Below are 16686 nucleotides of genomic sequence, written 5' to 3' on the forward strand. Positions count from 1 at the left end.
GAAGGCTAGCCGGGGGTGCCGACAGCCCCGCCGGGCGGTGGGGCGTCTCCCGCCAGGCGTGGGGGGGTCCCGCCGGGCGGTGGGGGGGTCCCGCCGGGCGATGGGGGGCCCGCCCCCGTCTCACTCCACGATGTGGCGGCCCTCGGGGCGGGCGCTGCAGGAGGCGCGGAAGGCGCAGGTGGCGCAGTGCTGCCCGGTGGTGGGCGTGAAGCGCTCGTCGAGGACGCGGCCCGCGGCGGTGGCGAGCAGGCCGGTGACCCACTCCCGCGGGGGCGGCTCCTGGGACTGGACGCGCGGCAGGGCGTCGCCGCCCTCCTTGCGGGGGGCCGGCTGGCGGAGGTGGACCAGTTCGGCGCCGCCCGGTTCGGGGCGGCGGCCGTCGAAGACCTCGTCGAGGGCGCCCTCGCGGACGGCGAGCTGGTAGACGGCGAGCTGGGCGTGGCGGGCGACCTCGTCCTTCGTGGGGGCCTGTTTGCCGGTCTTGAAATCGACGACGTAGGCGCGGCCCTGCTCGTCCCGCTCGACCCGGTCCATGGAGCCCCGGATCCGCACCTGGTACTCCCCCGCCTCCAGCGTCACGTCGAAGCCGTGCTCGGTGGCGGCGGGGGTCCGGCCGCCCCGGTCCATCACGTGCCAGCGCAGGAAGCGCTCCAGCGCCACGCGCGCGTGCTCCTTCTCCTGGGCCGACTTCCACGGCGCGTCGAACGCCAGCGCGTCCCACACCGAGTCGAGGCGTTCCATGAGGACCGCCAGGTCGGCGGGGGTGCGGCCGGAGGCGACCTCGTCGGCGAGGACGTGGACGACGTTGCCGAAGCCCTGCGCGGCGGTCGCGGGGGCGTCCGCCTTCACCTCGCGGCCCAGGAACCACTGGAGGGCGCACGTGTCGACCAGTTGCTCCAGGGCGCTGCCGGAGAGCGTGACGGGCCGGTCGCGGTCCCGGAGCGGGGCGGGCGCGTGCGTCGGGTCGTACAGGCCCCACCAGCGGTACGGGTGGGCGGCGGGGACCAGGGGCTGGCCCTCGTCGTCGGTGAGCGCGGCGAGCCGGGCCAGCCGGCGGGCGGCGGCGTCGCGCAGGGCGGGTGAGGCGTCCGGGTCGACGGTGGTGGCGCGGAGCTCCGCGACGAGCGCGGCGACGGCGAGGGGGCGGCGCGGGCGGGCGGTGACGTCCCTCGGTTCGACGCCGAGCTCGGCGAGGAACCGGGAGGGCTGGTCACCGTCCTCGGCGGGCGCCTTGACGGCGGTGACGACCAGCCGGTCGCGCGCGCGCGTGGCGGCCACGTAGAAGAGGCGGCGCTCCTCCGCGAGGAGGGCGCCGGGGGTGAGCGGTTCGGCGAGGCCGTCGCGGCCGATCCGGTCGGCCTCCAGGAGGGAGCCGCGCCGCCGCAGGTCGGGCCAGAGCCCCTCCTGTACGCCGGCGACGACGACCAGGCTCCATTCGAGCCCCTTGGAGCGGTGCGCCGTCATCAGGCGTACGGCGTCGGGGCGCGCCTGCCGCTTGGAGAGGGTGTCGGCGGCGATGTCCTGCGCTTCGAGCTCGGCGAGGAAGTTCAGGGCGCCGCGCCCGCCGGTGCGCTCCTCGGCGCGGGCGGCGGTGTCGAACAGGGCGCACACGGCGTCGAGGTCCCGGTCGGCGTTGCGGCCGGCGGGCCCGCCGCGCAGGGCGGACCGGTGGAGGCGGTGGGGCCAGCCGGTGCCGTTCCACAGGTGCCAGAGGGCCTCTTCGGCGGTTCCGCCGGCGGCGAGGAGCTGGCGCGTCTCGCGGAGCAGCCTGCCCAGGTGCTGCGCTCCGCGCGCGTAGGCGGGGTCGTGGGCGACGAGCCGTTCGGGTTCGGCGAGGGCGCGGGCGAGCAGCGCGTCGGAGGGCGGGGGGACCTTGTTGCCCGCCGCGCGCTCCTCGTCGCGCAGGGCGCGTCCGAGGCGGCGGAGGTCGGCGGCGTCCATGCCGCCGAGCGGCGAGGTGAGCAGGGTGAGCGCGGTCTCCGTGTCCAGCCAGGGGACGGAGTCCTCCGCACTGGGGTCCTCCGCGCCGGGGGCCTCCACGCCGGAGTCCTCCGCACCGGGGGCCTCCACGCCGGAGTCCTCCGCACCGGGGGTGCCGTCGCCCGAGGCGCCGTCGCCCGAGGCGCCGTCGTCCGGGGCCCCGCCGGTGGCCGGTTCGTCGGCGGGGGCTCCGCCGGTGGCTCCCGCGTCGGTGGCTCCCGCGTCGGTGGCGCCCTCCTCGGCGGGTCGCTCCACCGCGCCCACCACGTCCGTCGCGCCCCGCAGGGCCGCCGTCGCCGTGGCGCGCAGGGCCGTGAGGAGGGGGGCCACCGCCGGTTCGTGGCGCAACGCGACGTCCGCGCCGTCCATCTCCAGCGGCACGCCCGCCGAGGTCAGGGCGCGGCGCAGCGACGGCAGGGAGCGTGCGCCGGCGCGCACCAGGACGGCCATGTCGCTCCACGGCACCCCGTCCTCCAGGTGCGCGCGGCGCAGGATGTCCGCGATGTTGTCCAGCTCCGTGGACGCGGTCGGGAAGGTGTACGTCTCGACCCGCCCGCCCTCGCGGACCGGCGTCAGGTCGCGGTGGGCCCGCACCGTGTCGGCGGGCAGGCGCGGCAGCGGCATCCGCGCGGTGAGCAGCCGGGTCGCGGCCAGGATCGCCGGGGCGGAGCGGCGCGCCGTCCGGAGCACGGCGACCGGCGCGGGGGCGCCGTCCGCGCGCCGGAACACGTGCGGGAAGTCGAGGACGCCGTTGACGTCCGCGCCCCGGAACGCGTAGATCGACTGGTCGGGGTCCCCGAACGCGTACAGGGTCCTCCCCCGCCCCGCGAGCGCCTGGAGCAGCCGTACCTGCGCCGGGTCGGTGTCCTGGTACTCGTCGACGAACACCGCGTCGTACGCGGGGAGCGCCACGCGCTCGGCGAGGAGCACCGCGCGGTGGACCAGCTCGGCGTAGTCGAGGACGCCCTGCATGTCGAGGACGTCCAGGTACTCGGCGAGGAACTCGGCCGCCGCCGACCAGTCGCGCCGCCCCGTGCGCGCGGCGAACGAGGCGAGGGCGCGCGGGCCGAGGCCCAGCTCGCGGGAGCGGGCCAGCACGGCGCGCACCTCGTCGGCGAAGCCGCGCGTGGTGAGGCAGGCGCGCAGCTCGTCGGGCCAGTGGACGCGGGCGAGGCCGTCGCGCTCCAGGTCGAGCTGGCCGGCGAGCAGCTCGCGTACGGCGACGTCCTGCTCGGGGCCGGACAGCAGGCGCAGCGGCTCGGCGAACAGGTCGGCGTCCTGGTGGGCGCGGACGAGGGCGTAGCAGTACGAGTGGAACGTCGTCGCCTGCGGAGCGCGCGCGCCGGGCAGCCGGGCGGCCATGCGGTCGCGCAGCTCGACGGCGGCCTTGCGGCTGAAGGTGAGGACGAGGATCCTCTCGGGGTCGGCACCCCGCTCGACGCGCGCCGCCACCGCCTCGACCAACGTCGTCGTCTTGCCGGTACCGGGTCCGGCGAGGACGAGGAGCGGCCCGTCCGCGTGGTCAACCACCGCCCGCTGCGCTGCGTCCAGGAGAGGAGGGGCCACCGGGTCCGGCGGGGTGCGCACCAGCCGGTACGCGCCGGGGCTCCCCGGCCGTACCGGGTCCTGGTGCGGCGCGCGCCGGGTGGTGGAGGAGGAACTCACGTGGATCGCCGGTCCTGGGAGGTGTGCTGAGGGTGAGGGTGCGGTGGAGAAGGGGCGCGGCCCCGCCGTATGGCGGAAGCTGTCAATTGTGAGCCATCGCACGCCCGGTGTCGTCCGCGCCAGCGCTGCCGGCACCGCCGATCCCGTCCCAGCGGGCCCGCCTCATGTCGAGGCGCGGCAGGGGGGTCGCGGCGCCGTGCGCCGGCGCGGCCTCCCGCAGCGGGGTGGCCTCCTCACGGTAGTGCCCCAGGGCGCGCCGCTCGTGCCCGGGCAGCAGCCGGCCGTCGGCGCGCACCACGCGCCACCACGGCACGGCACCGCCGTACAGCGCCATGACCCTGCCGACCTGGCGGGGGCCTCCCTCGCCGAGCCATTCGGCGACGTCCCCGTAGGTCAGCACCCGGCCGGGCGGGATGAGCTCGACGACCTCCAGCACGCGCTCCGCGTACTCCGGAAGCCGGTCGGGGTGCTCCTCAACAGTCATCCGCACCATCCTGCACCACGGGTACGACAACGCGGGCACCACACCCTGATGCCCTCCCCCGCCTCCCGGTCGTGCCACCATCTTCCGGGCGGTGACTGGTGATACGAGATCAAGAAGACACAGAGAAGGCGAAGGAACAGGACGTGCGGCCTCCCGACGCGGCGAGCGCTCCTGGCGCCGAGCCGCGCCCGAACACCGCCTCGCGGAGCGGCGGGCCGGACCCCGAAGCGGCGGACGGGCCCGCGCCGGCCGACGCCCCCGCCGAGCAGCACAGCGACCTCTCCGGTGACGAACCGCTGCTCGCCGCGCGCGTGCACCGCCCTTCCGACCTGTTGCGCCTGCTCGTCGGCGTTCTCGCGATCGTCGTCGTCATCGGCATCGCGGCCTTCGCCAGCGGCACCACCTCGGGGCTCGAACAGGACATCAGCAAGGGCACCGGCCAGGCCCCGGACGTGTTCGTCAAGGTGGCCGGGCTCGTCTCCAGCATCGCCGTGCTGCTCGTGCCCGTCGCGTTCGCGATCGAGCGGCTGATCAAGCGGGACGGCCTGCGCATCGCGGACGGGGTCCTCGCCGCCGTGCTCGCGCACGGGGTGACCCTCGCGACGGACCTGTGGGTGGCGCGGGCGGCGCCCACGACGATCCAGGACGCGCTCACGCAGCCGCAGAGCGGCGGCGGGCTCACGGACCCGGTCCACGGCTACCTGGCGCCGGTCATCGCGTACATGTCGGCGGTCGGCATGGCCCGGCGGCCCCGCTGGCGGGTCGTGCTGTGGGTGGTGCTGCTGCTCGACGCGTTCACCATGCTGGTCGCGGGCTACACGACACCGCTGTCGATCATGCTGACGATCCTGATCGGCTGGACCGTCGCGTACGGGACCCTCTACACGGTCGGCTCCCCGAACGTCCGCCCCACGGGCCAGACGCTCCTGGCGGGCCTGCGCCACGTCGGGTTCCGCCCGGTGTCGGCCATGCGCGCGGAGGGCCTGCCGGAGACCGCCGAGCAGGGCGACCGGGGCCGCCGCTACCTGGTCACCCTGGAGGAGGGCCCGCCCCTCGACGTGACGGTGGTCGACCGGGAACAGCAGGCGCAGGGGTTCTTCTACCGGGTGTGGCGCCGACTGACGCTGCGCGGGATCACCACGCGCCGCTCCATCCAGTCGCTGCGGCAGGCCCTGGAGCAGGAGGCGCTCCTCGCGTACGCGGCCATCGCCGCCGGGGCGAACGCACCGAAGCTGATCGCCACCTCCGAGCTCGGCCCGGACGCCGTGATGCTCGTGTACGAGCACCGGGGCGGGCGCTCCCTCGACTCGCTGGCCGACGAGGAGATCACCGACGACGTGGTGCGCGGCTGCTGGGAGCAGGTGCGGGCGCTGCAGTCGCGGCGCATCGCGCACCGCCGGCTGACGGGCGACGCCCTGCTGGTGGATCGTTCCGGCAATGTGGTGATCACGGACCTGCGCGGCGGTGAGATCGCCGCGGGCGACCTGGTGCTGCGGATGGACATCGCGCAGCTTCTCACCACGCTCGGCCTGCGGGTCGGCGCGGAGCGGGCGGTCGCGGCGGCCGTGGCGGTCCTCGGACCCGACAAGGTCGCGGGCTGCCTGCCGCTGCTCCAGCCGATCGCGCTGAGCCGGTCCAGCCGGGCGACGCTGCGCAAGCTGGCCCGCGAGCGGTCGCAGCGGGAGCGGGAGGCGGTGCTGAAGGCGTCGGAGGCCGCGAAGCAGGCCCGGCTGGAGGCGTCCAGGGAGGCCGGCGAAGCGGGCTCGAAGACGGAGCGCAGGACGGTCCGGGCGGAGAAGCAGGCCGAGAAGCGGGCCCTGGAGGACGCGCTGCACGGGGCGCGCGAGGAGGACCTGCTGGCGCAGATCCGCCGCCAGGTGCTGCGGATCAGGCCGCAGGCGCCGGTGGAGCCGGTGCGGCTGGAGCGGATCAGGCCGCGCACGCTGATCAGCCTCATCGCGGGCGCCATCGCCGCGTACTTCCTGCTGTCGCAGATCGCCAGCATCCCGCTGTCGACGATCAGCGAGGCGGCCTGGGGCTGGGTCACGGTGGCCGTCGCGTGCTCGGCGCTGAGCTACGTGGCGGCGGCGATGAGCCTGCTCGGCTTCGTACCGGAGCGGGTGTCGTTCCTGCGGACCGTGGTGGCGCAGGTCGCCGGGTCCTTCGTCAAGATCGTCGCGCCCGCTGCGGTCGGCGGGGTCGCGCTGAACACGCGGTTCCTCCAGCGGTCCGGGGTGCGTCCCGGCCTGGCGGTGGCGAGCGTCGGGGCGTCGCAGCTGTTCGGGCTGGGGGCGCACATCCTGCTGCTGCTGGCGTTCGGCTACCTGACCGGTACGGAGCGGTCGCAGGACGACTTCACCCCGTCCAGGACGGTCATCGCGGGACTGCTGACGATCGCGGTGCTGCTGCTGGTGGTGACGGCGGTCCCGGCGCTGCGGAAGTTCGTCTCGACACGGCTGCGGTCGCTGTTCGCGGGGGTGGTGCCGCGCATGCTGGACGTGCTCCAGCGGCCCGGGAAGCTGCTGACCGGGATCGGCGGCATGCTGCTGCTGACGGCGACGTTCGTGCTGTGCCTCGACGCGTCGATCCGGGCGTTCAACGGCGGCCACCAGCCGCTGACGTACGCGAGTCTCGCCGTGGTGTTCCTGGCGGGCAACGCGCTCGGTTCGGCGGCGCCCACACCGGGCGGTGTCGGCGCGGTCGAGGGCGCCCTGCTGGCCGGTCTGGTGCTGGCCGGGGTGCCGAAGGAGGTCGCGGCGCCGGCGGTGCTGCTGTACCGGCTGCTGACGCTGTGGCTGCCGGTGCTGCCCGGCTGGGTCTCGTTCAACCACCTGACGCGGAAGGGCGCCCTGTAGGGGACTACGCGCGCGTAACGCTCTGTAGAGGACTACGCGCGCGTAGCGGGTTCGTACGAAAGGTCCCGCAACTGCTGGGAGGATCCACCGATCCTGCTTGCAGCTGCGAGTCCTCCGTGCCTACATTGCCGCACATGCGGTCCTACACCTCGCAGCAGGCGGCGCGTCTCCTCGGCGTGAGCGCCGACACCGTACGCCGCTGGGCCGACGCCGGCCGGCTCCCCACGCGCCGGGACGGGACGGGCCGGCGGCTGATCGACGGCCCCGACCTGGCGGCGTTCGCCGTCGAGCTGGCCGCGCAGTCCGACGAGGGCGGCGACGTGCCGTACACCAGCGCGCGCAACGCGTTCCCGGGCATCGTCACGGCCGTGAAGCTCGGGGACGTGGCCGCCCAGGTGGAGATCCAGGCCGGGCCGCACCGGCTCGTGTCGCTGCTGACCCGCGAGGCCGTGGAGGAGCTGGGCCTGGAGGTGGGCGTCGAGGCGGTGGCGCGGGTGAAGTCGACCAACGTCCACATCGACCGCGTCTGACCGTCCGCACACGACCCGCGTGACCCGCACGACCCGCACACCCAAACGCCCGTACGCCCGACCGTCCGGAGGTTCCCGTGCGCCGTACCGCGCGCCACGCCGTCGCGTCCCTGCTGACCGCGGCCCTGCTGCTGCCGCTGGCGGCCTGCGGGGGCTCCGGCGGCTCCGGTGCCCCGGCGGACGGGTCGGCGGGGCCGGGCGGCGGCAAGCTGACCGTGCTGGCCGCCGCGTCCCTCACGGACGTCTTCGAGGACGTCGGCGCCGCCTACGAGGGGGAGCACCCCGGCACCGACGTCGTGTTCTCCTTCGCCGGGTCGCAGGAGCTGGCCTCCCAGGTGCGCCAGGGCGCGCCGGCCGACGTCCTCGTCACCGCCGACGCCCCGACCATGGACCGCCTGGGCGAGGCGACCGGCGAGCCCGTCGTCATCGCCCGCAACCGGCTCGCCGTCGTCACCGCCGCGGGGAACCCGCAGCGGATCACCGGCCTGGAGGACCTGTCCCGGCCGGGCCTGAAGGTGGTGCTGGCCGCACCCGAGGTGCCGGCCGGGCGCTACAGCCGGCAGGTCCTCGACAGGGCCGGGGTGGACGTGCGGGCCGTCTCCCAGGAGCCGAACGTCCGCGCCGTCCTCAGCAAGGTGCGGCTGGGCGAGGCGGACGCCGGGCTCGTGTACGCCACCGACGCGACCGCCGCCCGCGGGGAGGTCGACACGGTGGCCGTGCCGGACGCGCAGAACGCCGTGGCCTCCTATCCGGCCGCCGCCCTCGACTCCGCGCGCGACCCCGGGGCGGCGCGCGACTTCGTGGCGTGGCTGCGGTCGCCGCGCGCGCGTGCGCTGCTGTCGGCGGCCGGGTTCGAGACGCCGTGATCCGCGCCCGGCGGGTCCCCGTCCCGCTCGCCGTGCCCGCGCTGGCCGCGGTCGTCTTCCTGCTGCTGCCGCTCGCCGGGGTGCTGGCGCACGCCCCGTGGGGGACGCTCGGGGAGCGGCTGACCGCGCCCGCCGTGCGGGAGGCGCTCGGGCTGTCGCTGGCGGTGTCCGCATGGTCGCTCGCCCTGTCGCTGCTGCTCGGTGTGCCGCTGGCCTGGACGCTGGCCCGGGTCGACTTCCGCGGCAAGGCGCTGGTGCGGGTGCTGGTGATGCTGCCGATGGTGCTGCCGCCCACGGTGGCGGGTGTAGCCCTGCTGCAGGGGTTCGGGCGGCGGGGGTTGCTGGGCGGGGTCCTCGCCGACCGGTTCGGGGTGTCGTTGCCGTTCTCGACGGCGGGTGCGGTGGTGGCGGCGGCGTTCGTGTCCATGCCGTTCCTGGTGATCAGCCTGGAGGGCGCGCTGGCGGGCCTGCACCCGCGCTACGAGGAGACGGCGGCGTCGCTGGGGGCCGCACCGCTGCGGACGTTCTTCACGGTGACCGTGCCGATGGTCGGGCCGGGGTTCGTCGCGGGGGCGGCGCTGTGCTGGGCGCGGGCGCTGGGCGAGTTCGGTGCGACGATCACCTTCGCGGGGAACCTGCCGGGCACGACGCAGACGCTGCCGCTCCAGGTGTATCTGCTGCTCCAGAACGACCCGGACGGCGCCGTCGCCGTCTCGCTGCTGCTCCTCGTCACGGCCGCGGCGGTCCTGGTCGCCCTGCGCGGTCGCTGGCTGGGGCACGCGGCGGTACGGGAGGCACCGCGACCGGCGGCCGACGCGGAGGAGACGGAGGGGGCGCAGGAGGGGCGGGACGGCACCGGACCGCTCGCGGACGAGCCGGCCGGCGGGTACGCCGCGGGGGCGGCGTGGCCGCTCGCGGCCGAGGTGCGCGGGGCCACCGCCCTCACCCTGGACGTGCCCGCCGGGACGACGGTCGCCGTCGTCGGGCCGAACGGGGCCGGCAAGAGCACGCTGCTGCGCGCCCTGCTGGGCCTCACCCCGCGCGCGACGGCCGCGTCCCTGCGCCTCGACGGGCGGGAGCTGGCCGGGCTGCCGCCGCACCGGCGCGGCATCGCGTGGGTGCCGCAGGACGGGGCGCTGTTCCCGCACCTGTCGGCGCTGGCCAACACCGCGTACGGACTGCGCGCGCAGGGCGTGCCGCGCTCCCGCGCGCGCGTGGAGGCCCGGAAGCGGCTGGAAGGGCTCGGGGTGGGCCATCTGGCGGACCGCAGGCCGGGAGAGCTGTCCGGCGGGCAGGCCCAGCGGGTGGCGCTCGCCCGGGCCCTGGCCGCGCGGCCCCGGCTCCTGCTGCTCGACGAGCCGCTGGCCGCCCTGGACCAGACGACCCGCGCGCGCGTGCGGCACGCGCTGCGGCAGCACCTGGCCGGGTTCCCCGGCGTGTGCCTGATCGTCACGCATGACCCGGTGGAGGCCGTGTCGCTGGCCGACCGCGTCCTCGTCCTGGAGGAGGGCCGCCCGGTGCAGTACGCGGAGCCCGCCGAGGTGGCCCGGCACCCGCGCTCCCCGTGGGTCGCGCGCATGCTGGGCCGCAACGCCTGGCCGGGCACCGTACGGGACGGCGGCCTGGACACGGCGGGCGGCGCCCGGCTGGTCACGGCCGCCGACCCGGCGCCCGCCGACGGCGCGGCTGCCCTCGCGGTGGTGGCGCCCGAGGCGGTGTCGCTGCACGGCGCCCGCCCCTCGGGCAGCCCCCGCAATGTGTGGCGGGGCACCGTACGGGAGCTGACCGCGCACGGGGCGCGGCTGCGGGTCCTCGTGTCGGGTGCCCCGGGCGCCCCGCCCGACGTGGTCGCGGAGGTGACCCCGGCGGCAGCGGCGGACCTGGGGCTCGCGGAGGGCTCCGCGGTGTGGGTGAGCGTGAAGGCGACCGAGATCACCGTCGTACCGCTGTAGGCGCGGCGGCCACCCCGTACGCCCCGGAGCACCGGCCGGTCGGCCGGCCGCCCCCGCCCCCGCACGCCCCGGGGCGCCGATCCCCCAGGCTCCGGTGCCGTCCCCGTACGCGGCGGGGCGGCCGGCCACCCGCATGGGCGCGCGTCACGGGCGGGGGGAGGGAGGCGCGCCGACGATGGACGCATGCCGATCACTCGCCCCTCCCGGCGGCCGGCCGCCCGCCGGCGCACCGCCGTCCTCGCCGCCGCCGTCCTGCTCACCGGCGCCACCGCGGGGTGCGGCGGCGACGGGGAGAAGGGCGAGGGGACCGGCCGGGACGCGATGAGCGAACTGGCCGCGCAGAAGCCGTCGTGGAAGCCGTGCGCGCCCTCCACCGCGGCGGAGGCCGGCGCGACGCCGAGCCCGCTCCCGGACGGCACCCGCTGGGAGTGCGCGTTCATGGACGCCCCGCTCGACTATGCCGACCCCGGCGGCGACACGATCGAGCTGGCCCTGATCCGCGCCAAGGCCCGCGACCGGTCGAAGCGGATCGGCTCCCTGGTCTTCAACTTCGGCGGCCCGGGCGGCTCCGGGATCACCGCCCTGCCGTCCTTCGCCCCCGACTACGAGACCCTGCGCGGCCGCTACGACCTGGTCGGCTTCGACCCGCGCGGCGTGGGGCTGAGCGACGGCGTGGAGTGCCTGGGCCGCCGCGAACTGGACGCGCTCTTCGCGCGCGATGCGACACCCGACGACGCCGCCGAGGAGAAGGCGTACCAGAGGGAGCTGAAGAAGTACGCGGAGGCGTGCGAGGAGAACTCGGGCAAGGTGCTGCCGCACGTCGGCACGGAGAACGCGGCCCGCGACATGGACCTGATGCGGCAGGTCCTCGGTGACGACAAGCTGCACTACTTCGGCATCTCGTACGGCACGGAGCTCGGCGGGGTGTACGCGCACCTGTTCCCCCGCCGAGTGGGCCGGGCCGTCTTCGACGCCGTCGTCGACCCGGGCGGGACCGCGGAGCAGGGGGCGCTCGGCCAGGCCAGGGGGTTCCAACTGGCCCTGCGGAACTTCGCCGCCGACTGCGTGCGGCGGGGCGACGGGTGCGCGCTGCCCGGCAACACCCCGGAGGAGATCGAGCGGTTCGTCACCGATCTGCTGGCACGGCTCGACAAGCGTCCCGTCCCGGGCATCGGCGACCGCGAGCTGACCCAGACGCAGGCCCTCAACGGCATCGCGCAGGCCCTGTACTCCAAGGAGTACTGGCAGTACCTGGAGCAGGGCCTCGACGAGGCGGACGGCGGCAGCGGCGCGCTGCTGCTGGCGCTGTCCGACTCGATGAACGGCCGCGACGAGAACGGGAACTACAACAACCTCCAGGCGGCGAACGCGGCGATCAACTGCGTCGACGACAGGCAGCGGTTCACCGTGGAGCAGGTGAAGGCGAAACTGCCCGAGTTCCGCGAGGCGTCGCCCGTGTTCGGTGACTTCCTCGGCTGGGGGATGCTGTGGTGCGGCCAGTGGCCCGTCGCGGGCCGGGCGGACCACCCGGAGGTGAGCGCCCCCGGCGCGCCCCCGATCCTCGTGATCGGGACGACGGGCGACCCGGCCACGCCGTTCGAGGGCGCCAAGGCCATGGCGTCGGCGCTGGGCAAGGGCGTCGGCGTCGAGGTGACGTACCGGGGCGAGGGGCACGGCGCCTACAACGGCGGCGACGCCTGCGTGCGGCGCGTGGTGAACGCCTACCTGCTCGACGGGAAGGTCCCGGCGTCGGGGACCGTCTGCCCGTGAGGTTGTCCACAGGGCCGCCGGTGCCGGGGGCGGTGGCGCCTACGATGACGGTTCAGCGGCGGGATGCCCGGTACGTCCGGGGGAGTTCTGGGGGAATGCATGTCCAAGCGGGTGCGGGCCGTGGCGGTGGCGGTCCTGACGGCCCTGGCGGCCGGGGTGGTCACGGGCTGCCAGGACGGCGGGGCGGCCGGCGGGGGCGGCGGACCGTCGGCGGGGAGCACGGCGAGCGGCGCGCCGGGCCGGCCGGGGAGCACGCCGGACATGCCGGGGCTGCCGGCCGCGCTGACCGGCCAGAAGCCACGGTGGGAGCCGTGCGGGGCGCCCGAGGGCGGCGAGAAGCCGGGGGCGGCCTGGCGGTGCGCGACGGTGAGGGTGCCGCTGGACTACCGGGAGCCGGACGGCGAGACGCTGCCGGTGGCGCTGATCCGCAAGGAGGCCCGCGACAGGAAGGGCCGGATCGGCTCCCTGCTGTTCAACTTCGGCGGCCCCGGCGCGTCGGGCGTGGAGATGCTGCCGGGTTTCGCGCCGGAGTACGACGGACTGAACGCCCGCTACGACCTGGTCGGTTTCGACCCGCGCGGGGTGGGCGGCAGTTCGGCGGTCGTGTGCCGGTCGGACCAGGAGCAGGCGAGTGCCGAGGCACGGATCGACCCGACGCCGGACACGCCGGCCGAGGAGGCCGCCTACCTGAAGGACGGCTCCGACTTCGGGGCCGGCTGCGCCCGCCGCTCCGGCAAGCTGATCGCCCACGTCACCACCAGCAACACGGCCCGCGACATGGACGTGATCCGCCACGTCCTGGGCGACGCCGAGCTGAACTACTTCGGCATCTCGTACGGCACGCAGCTGGGCGCGGCGTACGCGCACCTGTTCCCGGGGCGCACGGGCCGGACGGTGCTGGACGCGGTGGTCGACCCGACCGCCGACAGCAAGGGCCACGCGCGGCACCAGACCACGGGCTTCCAGCGGGCGCTGGACAACTACTTCGCGTCCACGGGCGAGGACGCGAAGGCGGGCACGGCCCGGGTGGCCCGGCTGCTGGCACGGCTCGACGGGCAGCCCCTGGAGGCGACCGGCGGCCGGAAGCTGACGGAGGGCCTGGCGCTCACCGGCATCGTGCTCCCGCTGTACTCGAAGAGCAGCTGGCCGCTGCTGACGGAGGCGCTGCGGGAGGCGGAGGACGGCCGGGGCGACGCGCTGCTGCGGCTCGCCGACATGTACAACGACCGCGACGCGAGCGGCCACTACGGCACGGACAGCCACGCACAGCGGGCGATCTCCTGCGCCGACAGCGACCAGCGGCCCACGGCCGCCGAGGCGAAGGCGCTGCTGCCCGAGTTCCGGCGCATATCCCCCGTGTTCGGGGAGTTCCTCGCGTGGGACACGGCGGGCTGGTGCGCGAACTGGCCGGTGAAGGGCGAGTCGACGACCCAGGACGTGTCCGCGCCGGGTGCGGGGCCGATCCTGGTGGTGGGCACGACGGGCGACCCGGCGACGCCGTACGAGGGCGCGCGGAAGATGGCGGACGGCCTGGGCGAGGGCGTCGGCGTGCTGATCACCAACAAGGGCGAGGGACACGGCGCGTACGGCTCGTCGGCGTGCGTGACGCGGACGGTCGACGACTACCTGCTGCGGGACAGGGTCCCGAAGGACGGCACGACCTGCTCGTAGCGCCCCGCTCCCGGCACGCCCCGGACACCACCTCCGCGACCCACCGCCACGGGAAGCGGGAAGGGGGCCGGACCCCACGGCCCGGCCCCCGAGCCCAGAGGGGCGACGCGGTCAGTAGACCCGTCCGCAGCCGGAGCCGTTTCCGCGTCCCCTCGCTCCCAGGCGTCGCACGAGGTGTCGAAGGGAGGGCGAAGCACGGCCCGTCCCGGGCCGGGCGCGAAACGGCGGTCCGTCCAGAACATGCCGACCTCTTCCAACAGCAGCGTTCCGATGAGCTGATCACCTTGAAGGAGCCCCAGCTCCGCACAGCCGACCACTCCTCCCTACATCGCCGGGAGCTGGTACAGAGCCGAGCGGGCGCGGCCCAGGGCGACCAGGTCGTTCGTACAGTGGCGCACTCCACCTGGGCGCCCTGGACCACGCCTGCCCCACGGTGTGCGGGTCGACGGCGGACGGGATGGGAACTGGGGTGAGCGGTGGGTCGAGGCAGGCATCCGACTTCAGGCAGTCGGACGGGAGAAGCCGCGCAACCCTGCGGAACTGAGACTGCGACGGGCACTGCCACGACACCCCCACGATCCCTGCGGAGCACAACCGTCAGGCTCTCAGCCAGCCCGGACCTCGGTGTTCTGGCCGACGTGCAGCAGCCAGGTGCCGTCACTCTGCTTGGTCACGATGTAGAGCGGAGCGCCCTCCGTGTCGCCGTCTGCCGAGTGGTAGACCTGCCGGATCTTGACCGCGGCCACATCGGGCCGCAGGAACTGGATGTGCACTACCTCGTAGGTGACATCACCGTCCCAGTCGGAGTTCGGCAGTACGGCGCGGGTGAACTCACCGATGGCGTCGAGGCCGATGAGGACCTTGCCATGAGCGGTCGTCCAGATGGCATCGGAGCGGAAGAGGGCGAGGAAGCCCTCGGCGTCTTTGGCACGCTGCGTCCGCTCGACGGTGGCCACGATCTCTTCGATGGCCTTGATGTCCGTGTTCCTGGTGTCCATGTGAACCATGCTGGATTCTCAACTTTGCTTGAGGTCAAGGGGTTCGAGCGCCGAGCGTCGATGTGAGGGGCGGCCACTCGCGGGGCGTCCCCTCCTGGGGGTGCCACGGGCTTACTGACCGCTGATCGAACTCCTCAAGCGGTGCTCACGCACGAGCACCCTCCCGGTCGTCCTCGGGCTGTGGAAGGGCGCTCAATGGTGACCAAAGTCGACAGGTGCCGACAGCTCAGCAGCAGGTCAGGACGCTGATCGATAGGGCGGCCGCAGGACGCGGCCGCCCGTGGTCAGTTGTGGCCGACCTCGGCTACAGGCCGTCGCGCTCGATCGACGAGCTATCAGGCCCCAGCGTGTAAACGCGCGGCGGCGGCATCACTTCAGCCGCCCTCCGTAGCGCGGCTTCCTGCTCGGCAGGATCAGGCCCGTGTGGGTCTCGCACGTGGAATCCGTACAGGGCGATGGCCTCCGCGTCGACGTCATCGGGCTGCGGACGGCCTTCCTGGATGAAGCCGCAGAGCGCGCGCAAGGCGTCCTCACCCAGGTCCGACCAAGCCCGGCTGCCAAGCCGGGCCCTCCCCGGGCCGTCCGAGGCCACTCGAAGTCGACCGACAACGGCAGAAGCCCACGGCATCCGAACTGGTCGGAGCCGTGGGCTTCTTCAGTCCCGCCGGTCGGCGGGAGGGGTGGTCAGTAGACCGGCTTGTGGGGCTCGATCTGGTTGACCCAGCCGATGACGCCGCCGCCGACGTGAACGGCGTCGGCGAAGCCCGCGGACTTCAGGACCGCCAGGACTTCCGCACTGCGGACACCCGTCTTGCAATGCAAGACGATCCTCTTGTCCTGCGGGAGGTCCTGGAGGGCGTTGCCCATCAGGAACTCGTTCTTGGGGATCAGCCGGGCGCCGGGGATCGAGACGATCTCGTACTCGTTGACCTCGCGGACGTCGATGATGTCGATGTTCTCGCCGTCGTCGATCCACTCCTTGAGCTGCTTGGGAGTGATCGTGGAGCCGGCCGCCGCCTCCTGGGCCTCCTCCGACACGACGCCGCAGAAGGCCTCGTAGTCGATGAGCTCGGTGACGGTGGGGTTCTCGCCGCAGACGGCGCAGTTCGGGTCCTTGCGGACCTTGACCTGCCGGTACTGCATCTCCAGGGCGTCGTAGATCATCAGCCGGCCGACCAGCGGGTCGCCCACGCCGGCCAGGACCTTGATCGCCTCGGTGACCTGGATGGAGCCGATGGACGCGCAGAGCACGCCCAGGACGCCGCCCTCGGCGCAGGACGGGACCATGCCCGGCGGCGGGGGCTCGGGGTAGAGGCAGCGGTAGCAGGGCCCGTACTCGGACCAGAAGACCGACGCCTGGCCGTCGAACCGGTAGATGGAGCCCCAGACGTACGGCTTGTTCAGCAGCACGCACGCGTCGTTGACCAGGTAGCGCGTGGCGAAGTTGTCCGTGCCGTCGACGATCAGGTCGTACTGGCTGAAGATGTCCATCACGTTGTCGGCCTCGAGCCGCTCCTCGTGAAGGACCACGTTCACATACGGGTTGATGCCCTTGACGGAGTCGCGGGCGGACTCCGCCTTGGAGCGGCCGATGTCGGCCTGGCTGTGGATGATCTGGCGCTGCAGGTTCGACTCGTCGACCTCGTCGAACTCCACGATGCCGAGCGTGCCCACGCCCGCGGCGGCCAGGTACATCAGGGCCGGGGAGCCGAGTCCGCCGGCGCCCACGCACAGCACCTTGGCGTTCTTCAGCCGCTTCTGTCCGTCCATCCCGACGTCCGGGATGATCAGATGGCGGGAGTACCTGCGGACCTCGTCTACGGTGAGCTCGGCAGCCGGCTCGACCAGGGGTGGCAGCGACACGGGGACTCCGTTGGTCGTATGTCAGTACGGGACTACCCCCGCGCGGGCGGGG

11 protein-coding genes are annotated in these 16686 nt (G+C 74.6%); 6 read left to right on the forward strand and 5 right to left on the reverse strand.

Annotated features, from left to right (window positions below):
* Positions 1-120: 120 nt before the first annotated feature.
* Positions 121-3645, reverse strand: a complete 3525-nt coding sequence (locus AC07D6_RS10040; protein ID WP_479043215.1) for an ATP-dependent helicase — start codon at positions 3643-3645, stop codon at positions 121-123.
* Between the two features lie 82 nt (positions 3646-3727).
* Positions 3728-4129 carry an MGMT family protein gene (locus AC07D6_RS10045; RefSeq protein ID WP_315875799.1) on the reverse strand — a complete coding sequence of 134 codons (402 nt, stop codon included), beginning with the start codon at positions 4127-4129 and terminating at the stop codon, positions 3728-3730.
* 143 nt (positions 4130-4272) lie between these two features.
* Here AC07D6_RS10045 and AC07D6_RS10050 point away from each other — a divergent pair, with 143 nt between their 5' ends.
* From AC07D6_RS10050 to AC07D6_RS10075, 6 genes are all read left to right on the forward strand, one after another.
* On the forward strand, positions 4273-6984 hold the full coding sequence (locus tag AC07D6_RS10050) for a lysylphosphatidylglycerol synthase domain-containing protein (RefSeq protein WP_479043217.1): 2712 nt from the start codon (positions 4273-4275) through the stop codon (positions 6982-6984).
* Positions 6985-7118: 134 nt separating this feature from the next.
* Positions 7119-7514, forward strand: a complete 396-nt coding sequence (locus AC07D6_RS10055; protein WP_315875801.1) for a TOBE domain-containing protein — start codon at positions 7119-7121, stop codon at positions 7512-7514.
* Between the two features lie 77 nt (positions 7515-7591).
* On the forward strand, positions 7592-8380 hold the full coding sequence (modA, locus tag AC07D6_RS10060; RefSeq protein ID WP_479043218.1) for a molybdate ABC transporter substrate-binding protein: 789 nt from the start codon (positions 7592-7594) through the stop codon (positions 8378-8380).
* Complete coding sequence (locus AC07D6_RS10065; protein WP_479043220.1) at positions 8377-10332, forward strand: ABC transporter permease; 1956 nt, start codon at positions 8377-8379, stop codon at positions 10330-10332. Before modA ends, AC07D6_RS10065 begins: the two co-directional genes overlap by 4 nt.
* A gap of 183 nt (positions 10333-10515) precedes the next feature.
* Positions 10516-12102: an alpha/beta hydrolase gene (locus tag AC07D6_RS10070; RefSeq protein WP_479043222.1), complete on the forward strand. Its 1587-nt coding sequence runs from the start codon at positions 10516-10518 to the stop codon at positions 12100-12102.
* Positions 12103-12201: 99 nt separating this feature from the next.
* Entirely contained in the window at positions 12202-13773 is a 1572-nt protein-coding gene (locus AC07D6_RS10075) for an alpha/beta hydrolase (protein WP_479043223.1), read from the forward strand.
* 605 nt (positions 13774-14378) lie between these two features.
* Here the strand turns inward: AC07D6_RS10075 and AC07D6_RS10080 are convergent.
* The 3 genes from AC07D6_RS10080 to moeZ form a co-directional block, all read right to left on the reverse strand.
* Positions 14379-14780 carry an SgcJ/EcaC family oxidoreductase gene (locus tag AC07D6_RS10080; protein WP_315875806.1) on the reverse strand — a complete coding sequence of 134 codons (402 nt, stop codon included), beginning with the start codon at positions 14778-14780 and terminating at the stop codon, positions 14379-14381.
* A gap of 295 nt (positions 14781-15075) precedes the next feature.
* Positions 15076-15399 carry a DUF6928 family protein gene (locus AC07D6_RS10085; RefSeq protein ID WP_479043225.1) on the reverse strand — a complete coding sequence of 108 codons (324 nt, stop codon included), beginning with the start codon at positions 15397-15399 and terminating at the stop codon, positions 15076-15078.
* Positions 15400-15455: 56 nt separating this feature from the next.
* Entirely contained in the window at positions 15456-16634 is a 1179-nt protein-coding gene (gene moeZ / locus AC07D6_RS10090) for an adenylyltransferase/sulfurtransferase MoeZ (protein ID WP_479043227.1), read from the reverse strand.
* Positions 16635-16686 lie beyond the last annotated feature (52 nt).

It is taken from the genome of Streptomyces sp. NPDC045287, from assembly GCF_056432325.1.